This window comes from Citrobacter sp. Cf132, assembly GCF_030333885.1.
Classification (GTDB): domain Bacteria; phylum Pseudomonadota; class Gammaproteobacteria; order Enterobacterales; family Enterobacteriaceae; genus Citrobacter; species Citrobacter freundii.
The window spans coordinates 1-18,946 of the sequence record NZ_JAOWFA010000057.1 but is presented as its reverse complement, the minus strand read 5'-3'; the positions used below and the strand labels follow the sequence as shown (position 1 = coordinate 18,946).

The following is an 18,946-nucleotide window of genomic DNA, read 5'->3' as shown; positions in this document are numbered from 1 at the left end:
CTCAACCCAGGATTTCATAAAATCGCGTTGAGTTTAACACAGAAATGCGTCGCGATAGAACCGGGCAGCATCGCCACCCGGTCAAAGGTTTACTGTTGCTCAGTGTCGGCGTCTTTGGCGTCGAGCACCACTTCTTCTGGACGCAGCAGGCTGATAACTTTGAAAATCAGGCTCAGACAGACACCCACAATGGTCGCCAGCGCCATGCCTTTCAGCTCAGCAGCACCGATGTGAACTTTCGCGCCGCTGACGCCGATGATCAAAATGACCGAGGTCAGGATCAGGTTCTGTGCTTTGTTGTAGTCAACTTTTGACTCGATCAGCACGCGAATACCGGAAGCGCCAATCACGCCGTATAACAGCAGAGATACACCGCCCATGACCGGCAGCGGAATGATTTGGATCGCCGCAGCCAGTTTACCCACGCAGGAGAGCAGAATGGCGAAAATCGCCGCACCGCCAATAACCCAGGTACTGTAAACGCGGGTAATCGCCATGACGCCGATGTTCTCGCCGTACGTGGTGTTCGGCGTAGAACCGAAGAAGCCGGAGATCACCGTCGACAGGCCGTTAGCAAACATAGAACGATGCAGGCCAGGATCGCGAATCAAATCTTTTTTCACGATATTCGCCGTTACCACCAGGTGGCCGACGTGTTCAGCAATAACCACCAGCGCCGCAGGCAGAATAGTCAGAATAGCGACCCATTCAAAGCGCGGTGTGTAGAACGTCGGCAGAGCAAACCAGTGAGCCTGCGCTATCGGCGTGGTGTCCACGACCCCCATCACGAAGGAGAGCGCGTACCCGGCCAGCACCCCAATCAAAATCGGGATAATCGCCATAAAGCCACGGAACAGCACGGAACCAAATACCGTCACCGCCAGCGTCACCATTGAGATGATGATGGTTGTTGAGTCTGGCGCTTGTCCTTCCGCAGGCAGCAATCCCGCCATACCCGCAGCGACACCCGCCAACTCCAGACCGATAACGGCAACGATTGCGCCCATCGCCGCAGGCGGGAACATTACATCCAGCCAGCCAGTACCGGCTTTCTTAACGATGAACGAAACCAGGCAGAACAGGATGCCACACATAATGAAACCGCCCAGCGCCACTTCATACCCTAGCGGCAGCAGCAGCAGAACTGGGGAAATGAACGCAAAGCTTGAACCGAGGTAAGCCGGAATTTTACCTTTACAAATAAAGAGATACAGTAAAGTACCAATACCGTTAAACAGCAGAACGGTAGCTGGGTTGATATGAAACAGGACTGGCACCAGTACCGTTGCGCCAAACATGGCGAACAGGTGCTGTAAACTAAGCGGGATTGTCTGTAAAAGCGGCGGTCTTTCACTCACCCCGATAGCACGGCGCGTCATAGTGTTTTCCTCTGAGTGTTGTTTGTTATTAGCGATTGGGTTGTTTTATTCAAAAAAAAGCCGACTCTTAAAGTCGGCTTCTTTTCACTTATTCGTTTACTTGGTACCAAAAATCTTATCGCCGGCATCGCCGAGCCCCGGAATAATGTATCCGTGCTCGTTCAGTCCCTGATCGATGGAGGCAGTGTACAGCTCAACATCCGGGTGCGCTTTTTCCAGCGCCGCGATACCTTCCGGCGCTGCAACCAGCACCAGGACTTTAATGCTGCTGCAGCCTGCTTTTTTCAGCAGGTCGATGGTAGCGATAACGGAACCGCCGGTTGCCAGCATCGGGTCAACGATCAGCGCCATACGCTCATCAATGTTAGAAACCAGCTTCTGGAAGTACGGAACCGGCTCCAGCGTCTCTTCATTACGGTACATACCGACCACGCTGATACGCGCGCTCGGAACGTTTTCCAGAACGCCTTCCATCATGCCCAGGCCCGCACGCAGGATTGGCACAACGGTGATTTTTTTACCTTTGATTTGGTCAACTTCAACCGGGCCGTTCCAGCCTTCGATGGTCACCTTTTCGGTTTCCAGACCGGCGGTTGCTTCATAAGTCAGCAGGCTGCCAACTTCCGAGGCGAGTTCACGAAAGCGTTTAGTGCTGATGTCGTTTTCACGCATCAGTCCCAGCTTGTGTTTGACGAGTGGGTGTTTGACTTCCACGATCTTCATACTCTTCTCCTTTCCTCAGACGAGTGGCAACCACAAAAAAAATCGCCGGATTATACCGCTTTTCGTCTCTGGCGCAACACTGCATACGCTTGATATGGATCAACCAAAATCGTTTGCGTCTGGATGATGAGTATAAAACAACCCCCACAATAAGTGCGGGGGTTGTTATCAATGCTATGAATTTTATAGATTTTCAGCATTACTCTGGATGACGTTTTGATACCATGAAAAAGATTTCTTCGGCGAGCGTGCTAATGTCCCACTCCCGTCATTATTTTTATCAACATAGATAAAGCCGTAGCGTTTTTTCATCTCCCCCGTCCCGGCCGAGACTAAATCAATACAGCCCCACGGGGTATAACCCATCAGATCCACGCCATCTTCCACCACCGCTTTTTTCATTTCGCGGATATGCGCGGCCATATAGTCAATACGATAGGAATCATCCACCGAGCCATCGGCCTGCTGCACGTCAATCGCCCCAAAGCCGTTTTCAACAATAAACAGCGGCAACTGATAATGATCCCAGAACCAGTTCAGCGAATAGCGCAGACCGACGGGATCAATCTGCCAGCCCCAGTCCGACTTCTGCACGTACGGGTTAGAAACCAGGCTTTTCGACTCGTCGTAATCCAGTTGTGGGTTGTCCGCCGTTGCCTGGGTCGCGAAAGACATATAATAGCTAAAGCCGATGTAATCAACGCAGCCCTCGGTCAGCGCCTGACGGTCTTCCTCGGTGATATCCAGTTCAAAGCCACGACGGGTAAAGTAATTGAGAAGATGCTGCGGGTATTTGCCGCGCACATGGACGTCAGTAAACCAGTAACGCCGGTGCATAGCATTCATCGCCATCATCATGTCGTTCGGCGCACAGGTCAGCGGATAAATTGGGCACATCGCAATCATGCAGCCAATTTGCAGCGCCGGGTTAATTTCACGCGCGACCTTCACCGCCAGCGCGCTTGCCACCAGCTCGTAGTGCGCCGCCTGGTACATGACCGGCTCGCGGTCTTCACCAGGCAGATATTTCAGGCCAGAGTTAGTAAAGGGCGCGAAGTCTTCGTGATAATTTGCCTGATTGTTAATCTCATTAAACGTCATCCAGTACTTCACTTTGTGCTGGTAACGAGTGAAAACCACCCGGGCAAAACGGACAAAAAAGTCGATAAGCTTACGGTTGCGCCAGCCGCCGTACTCCGTCACCAGATGGTAGGGCATCTCGAAGTGCGACAACGTAATCACCGGTTCAATGCCATATCTCAGACATTCGTCGAACAGATCATCATAGAACTGCAGGCCAGCTTCATTGGGTTGCGCTTCGTCACCTAAAGGGAAAATCCGCGTCCAGGCAATAGAAGTGCGAAAACATTTAAACCCCATTTCGGCAAACAGCTTGATGTCGTCTTTATAGCGATGATAAAAATCGATGGCATCGTGGTTAGGGTAGTTTTTACCGGCAATCACACCGTCAGTAATTTCACGCGCCACGCCATGCGCCCCCGCCGTCATGACATCGGCAACGCTAATTCCTTTACCGCCCTCCTGCCAGCCACCTTCCAGTTGATGAGCGGCGACAGCGCCACCCCACATGAAATCTGCTTTAAATCCTGACATCCCCTTCCCCTATCGTGATGACTCTGCGCAAAACGCTCCAAATGAGGCCCGCAACAGAAAACAGAAACCGGTTTCAGTACGATACTGTGCATTCGGCTGGCAGGTTTCAAGCACAAGGCTGTACCCGGTTTCATTTTCGTGGCGCAGTTCAAACAAATAGATAAATGATTGTAAAATGCTGAAAAAACCAGCAGATAAAACTTGATGCAGAGCAGGCTCGCAAACGTTTGCTTTCCCTGTTAGAATTGCGCCGAATTTAACTTTTACTGCAAGTAAACATGTGGGGAAGCAGGCAGTGACCGATAAAACCTCTCTTAGCTACAAAGATGCCGGTGTTGATATTGATGCAGGTAATGCTCTGGTTGATCGAATCAAAGGCGTAGTAAAGAAAACGCGTCGTCCGGAAGTTATGGGTGGTCTGGGTGGCTTCGGTGCGCTGTGCGCATTGCCGCAAAAATATCGTGAACCGGTACTGGTTTCCGGCACTGATGGCGTTGGTACAAAACTGCGTCTGGCGATGGATCTGAAACGCCACGACACTATCGGCATTGACCTCGTCGCAATGTGCGTCAACGACCTCGTGGTTCAGGGCGCTGAGCCGCTGTTCTTCCTCGACTACTATGCAACCGGCAAACTGGATGTGGACACCGCAGCCAGCGTCATTAACGGGATTGCCGAAGGCTGCCTGCAGTCTGGCTGTGCGCTGGTCGGTGGGGAAACAGCTGAAATGCCGGGGATGTACCACGGCGAAGATTACGACGTGGCAGGTTTCTGCGTTGGCGTCGTCGAAAAATCAGAGATTATCGACGGTTCTAAAGTGGCTGACGGCGACGTACTGATTGCGCTCGGCTCCAGCGGTCCGCACTCCAACGGTTACTCTCTGGTGCGTAAAATCGTTGAAGTCAGCGGTTGTGACCCGGAAACCACCGAGCTTGAAGGCAAGTCGCTGGCCGATCACCTGCTGGCTCCGACCCGCATTTACGTAAAATCCATTCTGGAACTGATCGAGAAGGTTGATGTGCACGCCATTGCCCACCTGACCGGCGGCGGCTTCTGGGAAAATATTCCACGCGTTCTGCCAGACAACACGCAGGCCGTGATCGACGAGTCTTCCTGGCAGTGGCCAGCCGTCTTCAACTGGCTGCAAACGGCGGGTAACGTCAGCCAGCATGAGATGTATCGCACCTTTAACTGCGGCGTAGGTATGGTTATCGCCCTGCCAGCTCCGGAAGTGGATAAAGCCCTGGCTTTGCTCAATGAGAAAGGTGAAAACGCATGGAAAATCGGTATCATCAAAGCTTCTGATTCCGAACAGCGTGTGGTCATTGAATGAAAAACATTGTGGTGCTCATTTCCGGTAACGGAAGCAATTTGCAGGCGATAATAGACGCCTGCGAACAGAAAAAAATCAATGGCACCATACGTGCAGTATTCAGTAACAAGGCCGATGCGTTCGGCCTTGAACGCGCACGCGAAGCGAATATTCCAGCGTACTCGCTGGAAGCCGCCCAGTTTGCAAGTCGCGAAGCCTTCGACCGCCAACTGATACAAGAAATTGACGCCTGGGCGCCGGATGTCGTGGTGCTGGCCGGTTATATGCGCATTCTCAGCCCGGCGTTTGTCGCGCACTATTCTGAACGATTGCTGAATATCCACCCGTCTTTATTGCCAAAGTATCCCGGCCTGCATACGCACCGCCAGGTACTGGAAAACGGCGATGAAGAGCATGGTACCTCAGTCCACTTCGTCACTGATGAACTGGACGGCGGACCGGTTATTCTTCAGGCCAAAGTTCCGGTATTTGAAGGCGACAGCGAAGATGATGTCACGGCACGGGTTCAGGCTCAGGAACATACCATTTACCCACTGGTGGTAAGCTGGTTTATTGATGGTCGCCTGAAGATGCGTGATAACGCTGCATGGCTGGATGGCGTTCGTCTGCCGCCGCAAGGCTACGCCGCCGACGAATAATAAAATTCAACCTGTAAGCCGCATGTCACCATCCGGCTTACAGGCATAACTACCTTTTCCGGTTAATACCACCGGTATTCATCTACGCCCCCCCTTTCTCTTTGCTATCAGACGGTTTATTGTCATATTTTTCTGGCACAGTTGGACATCTGAGAGCAATGCTCGCCATAATAAATCGGTAGTGTCCCGTGAATGAAACGGAGTAAAAGTGGTAATGGGTCAGGAAAAGCTATACATCGAGAAAGAACTCAGTTGGTTAGCGTTCAACGAACGCGTACTCCAGGAAGCTGCTGATAAGTCAAACCCGTTGATCGAACGGATGCGTTTCTTAGGCATCTATTCCAATAACCTCGACGAGTTTTATAAGGTCCGTTTTGCCGAACTGAAGCGCCGAATCATTATTAGCGAAGAACAGGGTTCAAACTCTCACTCCCGCCATCTGTTAGGCAAAATCCAGGCCCGCGTATTAAAAGCCGATCAGGAATTTGACGGTCTGTACAACGAGTTGCTGCTGGAGATGGCGCGCAATCAGATTTTCTTAATCAACGAACGTCAGCTATCGGCCAATCAGCAGAGCTGGTTGCGTCATTACTTCAAGCAATATCTTCGCCAGCACATCACGCCGATCCTGATTAACCGCGAGACGGATTTAGTCCAGTTTTTGAAAGATGACTACACCTATCTGGCGGTAGAGATTATCCGCGGCGATACAATCCGCTACGCGCTGCTGGAAATCCCTTCCGACAAGGTTCCCCGTTTTGTGAATTTGCCGCCGGAAACCCCGCGGCGTCGCAAACCGATGATCCTGCTGGACAACATCTTACGCTACTGCCTGGACGATATTTTCAAAGGGTTCTTTGATTACGACGCACTTAACGCCTATTCGATGAAAATGACCCGTGACGCCGAATACGATTTGGTGCACGAGATGGAATCGAGCCTGATGGAGCTGATGTCCTCCAGCCTGAAACAGCGTCTGACCGCAGAGCCTGTACGCTTTGTCTATCAGCGCGACATGCCCAATGCGTTGGTCGAGGTGCTACGTGAAAAACTGACGATTTCTCGCTACGACTCAATTGTTCCCGGCGGGCGTTACCATAACTTCAAAGACTTTATTAACTTCCCCAACGTTGGCAAAGCCAACCTGGTGAATAAACCGCTGCCGCGTCTGCGCCACATCTGGTTCGACAATGAGAAATTCCGTAACGGATTTGATGCAATCCGCGAGCGCGATGTGCTGCTGTATTACCCGTATCACACCTTTGAGCACGTTCTTGAACTGTTGCGCCAGGCGTCTTTCGACCCGAGCGTGCTGGCGATAAAGATCAACATCTACCGTGTGGCAAAAGACTCGCGCATCATCGACGCGATGATCCATGCCGCGCATAACAGTAAAAAAGTCACCGTGGTAGTGGAATTGCAGGCGCGCTTTGATGAAGAAGCCAACATTCATTGGGCCAAGCGCCTGACCGAAGCGGGCGTTCACGTCATCTTCTCCGCGCCGGGTCTGAAAATTCACGCCAAACTGTTCCTTATCTCGCGTAAAGAAGGTGATGAAGTCGTGCGCTATGCGCATATCGGGACGGGCAACTTCAACGAAAAAACGGCGCGGCTGTACACCGACTACTCGTTGCTGACCGCTGATTCACGCATCACCAACGAAGTGCGTCGGGTGTTCAACTTCATCGAAAACCCGTATCGTCCGGTGACGTTCGATTATCTGCTGGTTTCTCCGCAGAACTCACGCCGTCTGCTGTACGCGATGATCGACAAAGAGATCGCCAATGCGCAGCAAGGCCAGCCTTCAGGTATCACGCTAAAACTGAACAACCTGGTCGATAAAGGCCTGGTTGATCGTCTCTATGCGGCCTCAAGCTCAGGCGTACCGGTTAATTTGTTGATTCGCGGAATGTGCTCACTGATTCCAAACCTGGAAGGCATTAGCGACAATATTCGTGTTATCAGCATCGTTGATCGCTATCTTGAACATGACCGGGTCTACATCTTCGAGAACGGGGGCGACAAGCAGGTGTATCTCTCCTCCGCAGACTGGATGACAAGAAACATCGATTATCGTATCGAAGTTGCTACACCGCTTCTTGACCCACGCCTTAAGCAGCGCGTGCTGGATATTATCGATATCCTGTTCAGCGACACGGTGAAGGCCCGCTTCATCGATAAAGAACTCAGTAATCGCTACGTACCGCGCGGAAACCGCCGTAAGGTTCAGTCACAATTGGCGATTTACGACTACATCAAATCACTCGAGCAACCTGACTAAAGATATGCCAATACACGACAAGACTCCACGACCGCAGGAATTTGCTGCGGTCGACCTTGGTTCAAACAGTTTCCATATGGTCATTGCCCGCGTGGTTGATGGCGCAATGCAGATTATCGGGCGGCTGAAACAGCGCGTTCATCTGGCGGATGGTCTCGGCGAAGATAACAAGCTGAGCGAAGAGGCAATGGAACGCGGATTAAGCTGCCTGTCGCTGTTCGCCGAACGCCTGCAGGGCTTTCCCCCGTCAAGCGTATGCATCGTGGGAACCCATACTTTGCGTCAGGCGCTGAATGCGACCGATTTTCTCAAGCGAGCGGAAAAAGTCATCCCCTACCCGATTGAGATTATCTCCGGTAACGAAGAAGCCCGACTGATTTTTATGGGCGTGGAGCATACTCAGCCGGAAAAAGGCCGCAAGCTGGTTATCGATATCGGCGGTGGCTCAACAGAACTGGTGATCGGCGAAGATTTCGAACCCAAGCTGGTCGAAAGCCGCCGTATGGGCTGCGTCAGTTTTGCCCAGATGTATTTCCCGGGCGGTGTTATCAGCCGGGAAAACTTCCAGCGTGCCCGCATGGCGGCAGCGCAAAAGCTTGAAACTTTAACGTGGCAGTTTCGCATTCAGGGCTGGAACGTCGCAATGGGCGCGTCAGGCACGATTAAAGCGGCACACGAAGTGCTGCTGGAGATGGGTGAAAAAGACGGTTTTATCACCCCCGAACGCCTGGACAAACTGACATCTGAAGTGCTGAAGCATGCGTCATTTGATGCGCTCAGCCTGCCGGGGCTGTCAGAGGAGCGAAAAGCGGTATTTGTTCCTGGGCTCGCGATTCTGTGCGGCGTTTTTGACGCGCTGGCTATCCGCGAACTTCGCCTTTCTGATGGCGCGCTACGCGAAGGCGTACTGTACGAGATGGAAGGACGTTTTCGCCACCAGGACGTTCGTAGTCGTACCGCCAGTAGTCTGGCGAACCAGTACAACATTGACAGTGAACAGGCCCGGCGCGTGCTGGAAACAACGATGCAAATGTACGACCAGTGGCATACGCAACAGCCCAAACTGGCCAATCCTCAACTGGAAGCATTACTGCGCTGGGCAGCGATGCTGCATGAGGTTGGGCTGAACATCAACCACAGCGGCTTACATCGCCACTCTGCTTATATCTTACAAAACAGCGATTTACCGGGGTTTAATCAGGAACAACAACTGATGATGGCAACATTAGTTCGTTATCATCGCAAAGCGGTGAAACTGGATGACTTGCCCCGCTTTACACTGTTCAAGAAAAAACAGTTTCTGCCGTTAATTCAACTGTTACGCCTGGGCGTGCTGCTGAATAATCAGCGTCAGGCGACCACCACGCCGCCAACCCTGACTCTGATAACCGACGACAACCACTGGACCTTACGTTTCCCGCATGACTGGTTTAGCCAAAATGCGCTGGTGCTGCTCGATCTGGAAAAAGAGCAGCAATACTGGGAGGGCGTAACCGGCTGGCGTCTCAAAATTGAAGAAGAAACCTCACCCGATATCGCCGCATAAACTCAGAACAGGTGCCAGCGCGTCTGGCGCCTGTTCTTCCAGCGTTTCATGCAATGGCTGTGGTTTACCAATCAAGTACCCCTGCATGTAGTCAATCCCCAGCGAAATTACCGCACTGCGTATTTCTTCACTTTCGACGTACTCTGCAACCACCAGCATTCTTTTCATCCGAGCCAGATGGCAAATAGAGGCCACGATTTGGTAGTCGAGGCTATTCGAAACGATACTGCGAATAAAGCTGCCATCAATTTTCAGGATATCGGCACTCACATTCTTCAGCCGCGCATAGCTGGCGTAACCCGTCCCAAAATCATCAATCGCAATCTGACAGCCCAGTGATTGCAACTGCAGTAACGTTGCCTGTGCCTGTTCCGCATTGGTTAAGGCGTTGCTTTCCGTGACTTCAAAAATCAACTGCCACGCTTCAACCTTGTACTTAACCAGTAGCTGGTTGATGTCATGCGGAAGTCGGGCGCGACATATCGACGTGGGTGACAAGTTAATGGCAAACCGACGGGCGGGCATTTTTTCCTGATTCTGTGCCATAAACTTCAGCGTATTTTCAATCACCCACATATCGATGCTGGACGACAAGCCAAACTCATGCGCGATCGGCAAGAAGCAATCAGGCGGGATGGTTTCACCGTCATCTCCCTCAAGGCGCAGCAGGATTTCATGATAAACGTCGCCGCGTACGCCAAAAATCGGCTGCGCCATCAGGAAAAAACGATTGTGCTCCAACGCCAGCTGTAGACGATTCATCATCGCAACCTTATCTTTCAGGTCACGTTGCAAGTGCATGACGCCTCGGCGCTGCAAGTTCTCTGGTGAATTGGTCGCCAGAGAAAGCTCGGCAATGGTGCTTAACTCTCCCAGTAACAGATAGATATGGTTAACAGGAGAACGGACACAGCAAAAACTGATCCCCACCTGCGGCTGTAAAAGCATGCCATCCCAAATAAAACGGAACTGCTTGATATGCCTGTCCAGGGCTTCAATGCGCTCCTGATACGACTCAGTGTTAAAACGCAAAACTAAGTCATTACCCGATAACTGATAGACATGCTCATCCTGTGCCAACAGTGGCGTTATCCACTGTGAGAGTTTTTGCTTGTACTGGATACGCAGCATAATGCCGTAATTTTTTACCAGTAGCTCCATGCCCGGAACACGCAAAAAGCAGAGCACTGACCATGGCGTTTTTTTCAAATCCCGGTTCAATGCGCGCAAATTTGGCAGATGCACCATCGGATCAAAGAATGCCAGACGATGGTTGCGCCGGGTAACAAAGCGTTGGCGCGTTGCCAGTACGGCAATGAAGTTCACGATGAAGGAGAAAACAAGATAACTCGATGAGGTAATGGCAAGCTGGGTATCGTAGCCAGAATACCAGGGCATATAGCGCTGGTAATAATGAATTGCGGTAATAAGTACGACAGACCATATCAGCGAAATAAATCTGTAACCGTAACGCATTGCTCCCCAGAGCATGACAGGTAGCAACAACGACAGAGTATAATTTGTGCTGAATATTGAGCTTTGTTCATTTAACGGCATACACAGCAATGCCATAAGTACAGCCAATATAATCAGCCAGACCGCAAACTCAGTTTTGGTAACTTTGGTATCAAACTGCTGCTTTAATTGAGAAAAATAGCCTCTGACATGCAAAGGGTTGCGGATCGTGCGAATAATAAAGTAGCACAAAGGAACCCCAATCAGATTCCCGACCAGCATAGCCTGATAGTTGATCAACGTGCCAGTATTAAAGGGCATAACCCCCACCATGCCGGATTTACTCTCATAAACGCCCACAAATGCGGCAAACTGGAAGAGGATCAGAAACAGCGTCGCCGGGCAGAAGACCTGCCAAAACATGCGCTGAAACATCAGGTGGGAGTTACCGTGAGATACGTTGTTCCGCCGGGGTGCAAATACTTTATACCCTCCCCAACTCAGCACTATCGTTACAATAAAGTGCGAAATTATTGAGAGCGTTTCAAATAACCCAACCTGCGGATATTTGTAGCAGATAATGGAAATGATAATTCCCGGCAATGCCGCCCAGCCAAAAAATAGCATCAGGCTAATCATCAACGCCAAAGGCATGTAGAAAAGAATTACGGTCCCAGTACTAATATGGGCATAGGTATTGGCAGTGCTCAATATAGGCAACAGCAAAGATGGTATGATGAGAGGTAACGCCCACCATCTATCTCTCATACAAATATAATTTTTATTGAGTTTCATAGATGCTCAGTAGAATCCCGCACATCCTGCAGGGGGTATTCAGACAGGCATCCCACCTGACTCTAAAACGATGAAGTTAAATACATTACTATGTCTCATCGATTTTAGTTATCAGTAAAGGGTGACGTTTGATATATATCAAAAAAAAAGCCCCTCATTAATCAATTATTACTATTTTCATCGTTTCTTATCGTTAATTCATTATTAATGCAAATAATAATATTAATTTTCATAACATATGAGGATAAAACAACTGAAGCAATTTTACATAACGAAAAATTGACCATTGCCTCACAGTATGCCTTAATGTGAGTATCGCCCTCAGTTGGGTACACTACAAGGAACCTTTTGTGAGCCAGGTTACCAGCCTACGCAAACGACACCGATTTAATAGTCGCATGATCCGGATCGTACTGCTTATCAGCTTTCTCTTCTTCTTCGGACGCTTCGTCTACTCCGCTATAGGTGCGTGGCACCACCACCAGAACAAAAAAGACTCTCAGCAGATCACCCAGCCGCAACAGGCATCTCCTGCTCAAACCGACGTGCGCTGATCGCTCGCGCCTGTAATATCTCAGCATTAAGATTCCTTACCGGATGGCTAATCGCCTGACATTTAACCATCCGGTAAGGGATTTGAGTGATGAAACAATACGCTGCCTTACCCACCACACGCACGGAGTTATCGGATAATAGACCGTGTTTTTCGCACAAATTCACAATCTTTTAATCCCACTTCACCGCACCATTCGCGTTCATTTTTACGTTCCGATTTACTGGGTATAAAAAGACACACTGTGTTCAAATAGACGTCAATTAATATCACCAGAAAATATCACAGGTGAAAGCATTAATATTGTGTATGAAATTAAATGCTTATTTGAATCATTACCATTTTAAATTCTACAGGGTAATACCATGAGTGGTTTTTCATTATTTCCGAAAATAAGCAGCGGTCTTGAATGGATCGCTGGACACAGCGATGCGGTTATTCAATTCGGCTGGAATATCGTTGCCGCCGTAATTTTACTGTTTGTCGGTAAATTTGTCTCTCGCCTGATCTCCAGTGGTCTGGAAAAATTACTGTTAAAACGTAAAGTTGACCGAACCATTATCCAGTTCTTCACCGCGCTGGTACGTTACATTACCCTAGCCTTTGCCGTTGTTGCCGCATTGGGTCGCGTCGGTATCGAAACATCCTCCATTATTGCCGTCATTGGTGCCGCCGGGTTGGCCATTGGACTCGCGCTACAAGGATCGCTTTCCAACTTTGCCGCTGGCGTATTATTGGTCTCCCTGCGTCCATTCCGCGCCGGAGAATTGGTACAAATTGGGGCAGTTACCGGAACGGTGGAAAAGGTGCATATTTTCTCCACTACCTTGCTCACCGCCGACAGCAAAGAAGTGGTCATTCCAAACGGTAAGATCATCGCTGACAATATCATTAACTATTCCCGCCACCCTTTCCGCCGAATCGATCTGGTGATTGGCGTCGGCTATCAGAGCCGGATAGCCGACGTTAAGCGCGTGATTAACCATATTATCGAGCAGGATACCCGCATCGATAAGCAACGTGGGGTAACCGTTCGTCTGGGCGAACTGGGCGCTTCAGCATTGAATTTTTACGTCCGCGTATGGGTGCCCAACATCGAATACTGGAATACCTATTACGATCTGCTGGAAAACATTAAAGAAGCCCTGGACGCCAACCATATCTCCCTGCCGTATCCGCAGATGGATATTCGCGTTGAGAACGTAGCCCCCCAATCTCAACCCCAGCTACAATTGGTTGATTAATTCACAGCGCTTCGGTATGAGCGCAATAAAAAACCCTCTATAAAAAGAGGGTTTTTTTACATATTACCGGTTCAGAAACCGCTAACAGAAAAGGCTATTATTCCCACTCAATTATTTACGGACAACATAAGCAATTGACTGGCAACAACTTTTAAATAAACGAAATTTTTCATACCGTTTTATATACCGTCACAGAAAATCAGTACCCCGCTTTCAGGGAGTCGTACTGTCGCTCGCATGTGAGTCCTGCAGACCGATATCGCTCAGCCTCTTCTGCTGCTGCGATGTAAGATCGGTTGCTTTCTTCAAGCATGTCGGCGAGCACACCGATGACCTTGCTGGCTGGCGTGCCAGTGGGGAAAGATCCGGTATAGTGTTCGGCGAGTCGCTTGGTTTTGTCAAGCTCGGCGCGCAGGCCGTCAGCAGCGGTATTAGCATGCTCAGCGTCAATACGCGCCACATCGATACGGGATTGTGCTTCACGTTCAATTTGCGTCTTCTCCTGATCACGTTGTGACCTGGCCTTATCATCAGCCTGTTTCTGATCTGCCTGCGCTTGCGCATACCCGGCGTCATACTGGCGGTTGCCATGAACATTCCAGGCAACCATGCCACCGACTACCAGAGCAGCAAGCATCACCACGATAAGCAACTGTTTCCAGTACGCTTTGACTAATGAACAGATCATAACAGCGCCTTACGGGCAGCACCGTAACGCGATCGCCGGTCGTCGATACCGTTCTGGCCACCGTTGATAATCTGCGTGACGCGCACCAGGTCGCCTGGATACTTCATACAACCTTTACTGGCGAAGAACCACGCCGCGCTACGGGCTGCGTATTCATCCTGTGCCAGCAGTTCAGGCTGCGCTACCAGATCAACCTTCAGACTGTTACCGCAATCCCGGTAGTTGTTCAGACCGGTGATCTGGATAAGCCCGCGACCACGGTAATTCCATCCGTCGCCAGGACCGTTGTTGCCCATGCGTTTGCTGTACACCAGATTGGCGATCGCGCGCTGGCGTTCCAGCGGAAGAGACTTCTCATACGTTTTACGGCCAAGCGCATTAGCCTGGTCTGGAGTGATACGCCCGGCGCGGATGAAACCCGACAGTCCTGATACGCTGTAGTTGAAGTTTTCCTGTAACCGGGTAAACCCTCCGGACTCATGACCGACTTGCGCAATAAACATCGCCTGGTCATCTGGCTTGGTAATGCCAAATTCATTCATGGCTGCGGAGATATGTGGATACCAGCGCGCGGCCAGTTGCTCAGTAATACCGGCAGCACGCCGGAACTGGTTAATGTCCATGTTGAGACCTCGATATTTTGAATATCTGCACGACGTTACCGCGTGTCTTCAGAACGGCGGCAAGCATGACAGCATTGATGATTACCTCTGATAAATCAGCGGCCATTGGTGTGTGATACCAGATTGCATATGCGGCGCGGACGGGGATGCTGGCAGATGCCACGATAAGGAAGTAGGCTATCCACCCCCCCCACCGACGATGTTGCGAACCATTACGCCGGAAGGTTCCGACGCGGATTGCTATCGCAGAACAGATAACCGCATTGGCAATCAGTAAAAGCAGCTCATGAGTTGTCATCGTCTTTTCTCCCCGGGATTAAATCGCGTGGATTGTCGGAGCGGTGATAGAGCCAGATACCAATACGTACTGCGACGATTGCCGACACGAACGCGCCAGCAGAGAAGACGATCCCTTTCTCGAATGAATCCTGCGTGATAGTTGGGATCAGACTGGCTACGCCGATAAGGATTGATGCAGTTGGTTTGTAGAAGAGAAGCCCGCAGAGAAAGCTGAGCATCGACAGGAGAACCCTTCGGCGTATTGGATACTCAACAGCTGAGGTAATAAATATTACCGCACCTGATAAAGCACCAAGAGCCACCTCTGGAGGAACTCCGGCAATAACCGCAGCCAGAGAACCCATGCTAAGCCACTGATTTAAAGACTCACTGGTTAGCTGGGCTGACATATCAACCACCGTTTACTGTGCATAAAAACCCCCTTAGTTGGTGAGTCCATCATACACAATAAACCATATATGGTTTAGAAAAACTAAGATAGCTCTTAACGAAATTACCAAAAGGGTGATAAATATAATCTTATTTTATTCTTAAAAAAATCATTCGTCATTGGATAGATGTATTCAAATCTACGATTTAAACACGCTAATATATTTATATGTATTTTACCTTTTTGATGATATTGGATTATGAATGATGCGGCTAAATTTTACTTAATAGCTTGCAAGGTGTCACTCAGCAAGCTATTAAAAAAACATAACTTCACATTTATTTTCAAGAATCGTGTATTACGATTTCAGTGTATTATTTATTATTTCCTATTAAATCTATTTTTTCGAGAGTATATCTACTGACGGTTGATATCAAAATTGCAACAAAAAAACATAATGCATATACTATGTGAGGATTATCTGTAAATGTAAATAATAGTCTTGAGAAAAATATGAATACAGGTATATTGCAAAAAATGATGTTAACCTACCGTAAATTTATTACAGGAGGTTAACAATAACAATCTCACTCTAGGAAACTTTAGTCAGCGATACACTGATGAATGAAGAGTTTGGCAAGCCATTCAGGATAGCCCCGTGCACCCCGCCGATGCTGCCTATTTCACTACCATATGGATAATCGAACGATGTAGAATTTGCCCCAACTCTCACAGATAATCTATATCCTGATGGTTCGGTAGAAAGTTCTATATACCATAATTGCTCGCCGTTCTGAATGAAATTTTCCGCGCTGGCCTTGCTTTCTCCAAAATATATTTCACCAGTACTTCTTTTCCACTGAACAGGCCTGACAAGAAGAATATCTCCTGTATCTCTATATAGAATAATCCCTGTCTGATACCCCTCCACCTCTGGTGAGCTACCTGTATTCCTATCGGATGTTGATTCGTAATATGCGTTGCATTGATTTATTATAAACCCTGAGCCTATCGGTAAATTTATTTCCCCGAACAGGTTTGTTTTAGCTATCCCAGCACCAAACCCTGACTCTATCAAGCCAGAAGACAAAGACATTTCTTTTATAAAGAACGGACCTCCAGTCGCAGGAAAGAATCCGGCATTTTTTATGCTGACGCCATTTACTGGTATATTACTAACGTTAAAATACCCTAAAAACATAGATGTGGATTGTTTTGGAATTACTTCTATTTTATTCAGACCATACGCGAGGACACCTATAATTTGACATTGCTCTGATGGAACGGAGTCACCCGAAAAACCCATGCCAGAATTTATGAGTGGTTCGTCAGCTATTATCGAGTAGGAATAACCAACAGCCGTGACTTTTACTGACGGAGCGTTAGATTTATCTGAAACACCACCGTTGGAGATTGAGCGATAACGAAGTACATTTTCACTTGTATCGCTCCATACCCATATCGTGCACATTGACGACAACGGGGTGACGTCACTTTCACTCCATATCAGATTGCCACCAAATTTATTATTTGACCCTGTAAAATTTCCCAGACCAGACGCTCCTGAACTGCATATTCCCATCCATGGAGGAATATCTCCAACGGATGAGTCAACAATACTTTCAACTAACTCCTTGGCAATTACAGAGGCAATAAAACCGTAACCACTGTCTGTAAAATGCACGCCGTCCTGCTCTACAGACATCCATTTACCGAGCGATTCGTTATTTTTCATTAACCATTTCTCGCACTCTAAATTAGCATCAATGCAAATCAGAGAGTATTTTTTTGCAATGTGCTTTTGTATTGAGCAAATAGAAGTGGTTATATCATAGTTATTTAAAAGCCCTTTACGTACGAGCCATACCGGATTTGATGTAAGAATTATTGGAACACTACCATATGCGATTATCTTCTTAACAAGTCGTTCAAATTCATTAAAAAAAATATCAGGTGAGTAATCAGTCTTTTGTATATCGTTTAATCCAAATCCAAGCATAACAACATCTGGAATACCAAACACATTTATAACTGTTGGCTCGTAGTAATCAAAAGCCCAGGAATCAGAAACGGATTGCCCGCCGTAACCACAGTTGAATACTGAGACGTGTTCATTACCAGTTATTTGATAGATAAAATCTTTTAAATACGCTGGGTATGCAGTTGGTGGATTATATGTTGAGGGGTCTGTTCTGGCGTACCATCTAGGGAAGGTGCGAACAAGTTCCTGATATGAGATCATCATATTCATCCGGAGCGCATCCCAGAGGGACATCATGAGCCATCAACTCACCTTCGCCGATAGTGAATTCAGCACTAAGCGCCGTCAGACCCGAAAAGAGATTTTCCTCTCCCGCATGGAGCAGATTCTGCCATGGCAGAATATGACCGCTGTCATCGAGCCGTTTTATCCCAAGGCGGGCAATGGCCGACGGCCCTATCCGCTGGAGACCATGCTGCGTATTCACTGCATGCAGCATTGGTACAACCTGAGCGACGGTGCCATGGAAGATGCCCTGTACGAAATCGCCTCCATGCGCCTGTTTGCCCGATTATCCCTGGATAGCGCCCTGCCGGATCGCACCACCATCATGAATTTCCGCCACCTGCTCGAGCAGCATCAACTGGCCCGTCAATTGTTCAAGACCATCAATCGCTGGCTGGCCGAAGCAGGCGTCATGATGACCCAAGGCACTTTGGTGGATGCCACCATCATTGAGGCACCCAGCTCGACCAAGAACAAAGAGCAGCAACGCGATCCGGAGATGCATCAGACCAAGAAAGGCAATCAGTGGCACTTTGGCATGAAGGCCCACATTGGTGTCGATGCCAAGAGTGGCCTGACCCACAGCCTGGTCACCACCGCGGCCAACGAGCATGACCTCAATCAGCTGGGTAATCTGCTTCATGGAGAGGAGCAATTTGTCTCAGCCGATGCCGGCTACCAAGGAGCGCCACAGCGCGAGGAGCTGGCCGAGGTGGATGTGGACTGGCTGATCGCCGAGCGTCCCGGCAGGGTAAAAACCTTGAAGCAGCATCCGCGCAAGAACAAAACGGCCATCAACATCGAATACATGAAAGCCAGCATCCGTGCCAGGGTGGAGCACCCGTTTCGCATCATCAAGCGGCAGTTCGGCTTCGTGAAAGCCAGATACAAGGGGCTGCTGAAAAACGATAACCAACTGGCGATGTTATTCACCCTGGCCAACCTGTTTCGGGTGGACCAAATGATACGTCAGTGGGAGAGATCTCAGTAAAAACCGGAAATAACGCCAGAAATGGTGGAAAAAATAGCCTAAATAGGCTGATTCGATGTGTTTGCGGGAAAAAAATCGGCCCAGATCCGCGAAATTTTAATCAGCGAGTCAGCTTGGGAAGAAATGACCTGCTTATTCGCACCTTCC

At 49.1% G+C, this 18,946-nt stretch carries 16 protein-coding genes; 7 read left to right on the top strand and 9 right to left on the bottom strand.

Annotation, left to right across the window (positions count from 1 at the left end; translation table 11 throughout):
* Positions 1–89: 89 nt before the first annotated feature.
* The 3 genes from uraA to OGV85_RS13420 form a co-directional block, all read right to left on the bottom strand.
* A complete protein-coding gene (gene uraA / locus OGV85_RS13430) occupies positions 90–1,379 on the bottom strand; it encodes a uracil permease (RefSeq protein WP_003037932.1) in 1,290 nt (429 codons plus the stop codon).
* Positions 1,380–1,475: 96 nt separating this feature from the next.
* Positions 1,476–2,102 carry a uracil phosphoribosyltransferase gene (gene upp / locus OGV85_RS13425; RefSeq protein ID WP_003037929.1) on the bottom strand — a complete coding sequence of 209 codons (627 nt, stop codon included), beginning with the start codon at positions 2,100–2,102 and terminating at the stop codon, positions 1,476–1,478.
* Between the two features lie 183 nt (positions 2,103–2,285).
* A complete protein-coding gene (locus OGV85_RS13420) occupies positions 2,286–3,716 on the bottom strand; it encodes a 6-phospho-beta-glucosidase (protein ID WP_016150748.1) in 1,431 nt (476 codons plus the stop codon).
* A gap of 295 nt (positions 3,717–4,011) precedes the next feature.
* On the opposite strand from OGV85_RS13420, the gene purM reads away from it, so the two are divergent.
* The 4 genes from purM (at position 4,012) to ppx (ending at position 9,514) form a co-directional block, all read left to right on the top strand.
* Positions 4,012–5,049 (top strand): phosphoribosylformylglycinamidine cyclo-ligase, encoded by a 1,038-nt coding sequence (purM, locus tag OGV85_RS13415; protein WP_003838485.1) that lies wholly within the window; start codon positions 4,012–4,014, stop codon positions 5,047–5,049.
* Positions 5,046–5,687, top strand: a complete 642-nt coding sequence (purN, locus tag OGV85_RS13410; RefSeq protein WP_003037920.1) for a phosphoribosylglycinamide formyltransferase — start codon at positions 5,046–5,048, stop codon at positions 5,685–5,687. The genes purM and purN overlap by 4 nt, the downstream gene beginning before the upstream one ends.
* A 214-nt stretch (positions 5,688–5,901) precedes the next feature.
* Positions 5,902–7,968 carry a polyphosphate kinase 1 gene (ppk1, locus tag OGV85_RS13405; RefSeq protein WP_003037917.1) on the top strand — a complete coding sequence of 689 codons (2,067 nt, stop codon included), beginning with the start codon at positions 5,902–5,904 and terminating at the stop codon, positions 7,966–7,968.
* Between the two features lie 4 nt (positions 7,969–7,972).
* Positions 7,973–9,514: an exopolyphosphatase gene (ppx, locus tag OGV85_RS13400; protein ID WP_003037914.1), complete on the top strand. Its 1,542-nt coding sequence runs from the start codon at positions 7,973–7,975 to the stop codon at positions 9,512–9,514.
* Here the strand turns inward: ppx and OGV85_RS13395 are convergent.
* On the bottom strand, positions 9,494–11,764 hold the full coding sequence (locus OGV85_RS13395; RefSeq protein WP_061548215.1) for a bifunctional diguanylate cyclase/phosphodiesterase: 2,271 nt from the start codon (positions 11,762–11,764) through the stop codon (positions 9,494–9,496). The genes ppx and OGV85_RS13395 overlap by 21 nt on opposite strands.
* Before the next feature lie 350 nt (positions 11,765–12,114).
* Here OGV85_RS13395 and OGV85_RS13390 point away from each other — a divergent pair, with 350 nt between their 5' ends.
* On the top strand, positions 12,115–12,318 hold the full coding sequence (locus tag OGV85_RS13390; RefSeq protein ID WP_071524479.1) for a YfgG family protein: 204 nt from the start codon (positions 12,115–12,117) through the stop codon (positions 12,316–12,318).
* A gap of 364 nt (positions 12,319–12,682) precedes the next feature.
* A complete protein-coding gene (gene mscS / locus OGV85_RS13385) occupies positions 12,683–13,561 on the top strand; it encodes a small-conductance mechanosensitive channel MscS (protein WP_181522743.1) in 879 nt (292 codons plus the stop codon).
* Positions 13,562–13,760: 199 nt separating this feature from the next.
* Here the strand turns inward: mscS and OGV85_RS13380 are convergent, their stop codons facing one another.
* From OGV85_RS13380 to OGV85_RS13360, 5 genes are all read right to left on the bottom strand, one after another.
* The gene (locus OGV85_RS13380) at positions 13,761–14,249 is read right to left on the bottom strand and encodes a DUF2514 family protein (RefSeq protein WP_181522742.1); all 489 of its coding nucleotides are present in this window, start codon (positions 14,247–14,249) and stop codon (positions 13,761–13,763) included.
* A complete protein-coding gene (locus OGV85_RS13375; protein WP_181522741.1) occupies positions 14,246–14,872 on the bottom strand; it encodes a glycoside hydrolase family 19 protein in 627 nt (208 codons plus the stop codon). Before OGV85_RS13375 ends, OGV85_RS13380 begins: the two co-directional genes overlap by 4 nt.
* Positions 14,862–15,170 (bottom strand): phage holin family protein, encoded by a 309-nt coding sequence (locus tag OGV85_RS13370; RefSeq protein ID WP_016046623.1) that lies wholly within the window; start codon positions 15,168–15,170, stop codon positions 14,862–14,864. Before OGV85_RS13370 ends, OGV85_RS13375 begins: the two co-directional genes overlap by 11 nt.
* Positions 15,157–15,561 carry a putative holin gene (locus OGV85_RS13365; RefSeq protein ID WP_001275998.1) on the bottom strand — a complete coding sequence of 135 codons (405 nt, stop codon included), beginning with the start codon at positions 15,559–15,561 and terminating at the stop codon, positions 15,157–15,159. The genes OGV85_RS13370 and OGV85_RS13365 overlap by 14 nt, the downstream gene beginning before the upstream one ends.
* 573 nt (positions 15,562–16,134) lie before the next feature.
* Positions 16,135–17,820: an SGNH/GDSL hydrolase family protein gene (locus OGV85_RS13360; RefSeq protein WP_286553652.1), complete on the bottom strand. Its 1,686-nt coding sequence runs from the start codon at positions 17,818–17,820 to the stop codon at positions 16,135–16,137.
* On the opposite strand from OGV85_RS13360, the gene OGV85_RS13355 reads away from it, so the two are divergent.
* Complete coding sequence (locus OGV85_RS13355; RefSeq protein ID WP_000019450.1) at positions 17,819–18,799, top strand: IS5-like element ISKpn26 family transposase; 981 nt, start codon at positions 17,819–17,821, stop codon at positions 18,797–18,799. The two genes, OGV85_RS13360 and OGV85_RS13355, sit on opposite strands and share 2 nt — an antisense overlap.
* Positions 18,800–18,946: the final 147 nt, after the last annotated feature.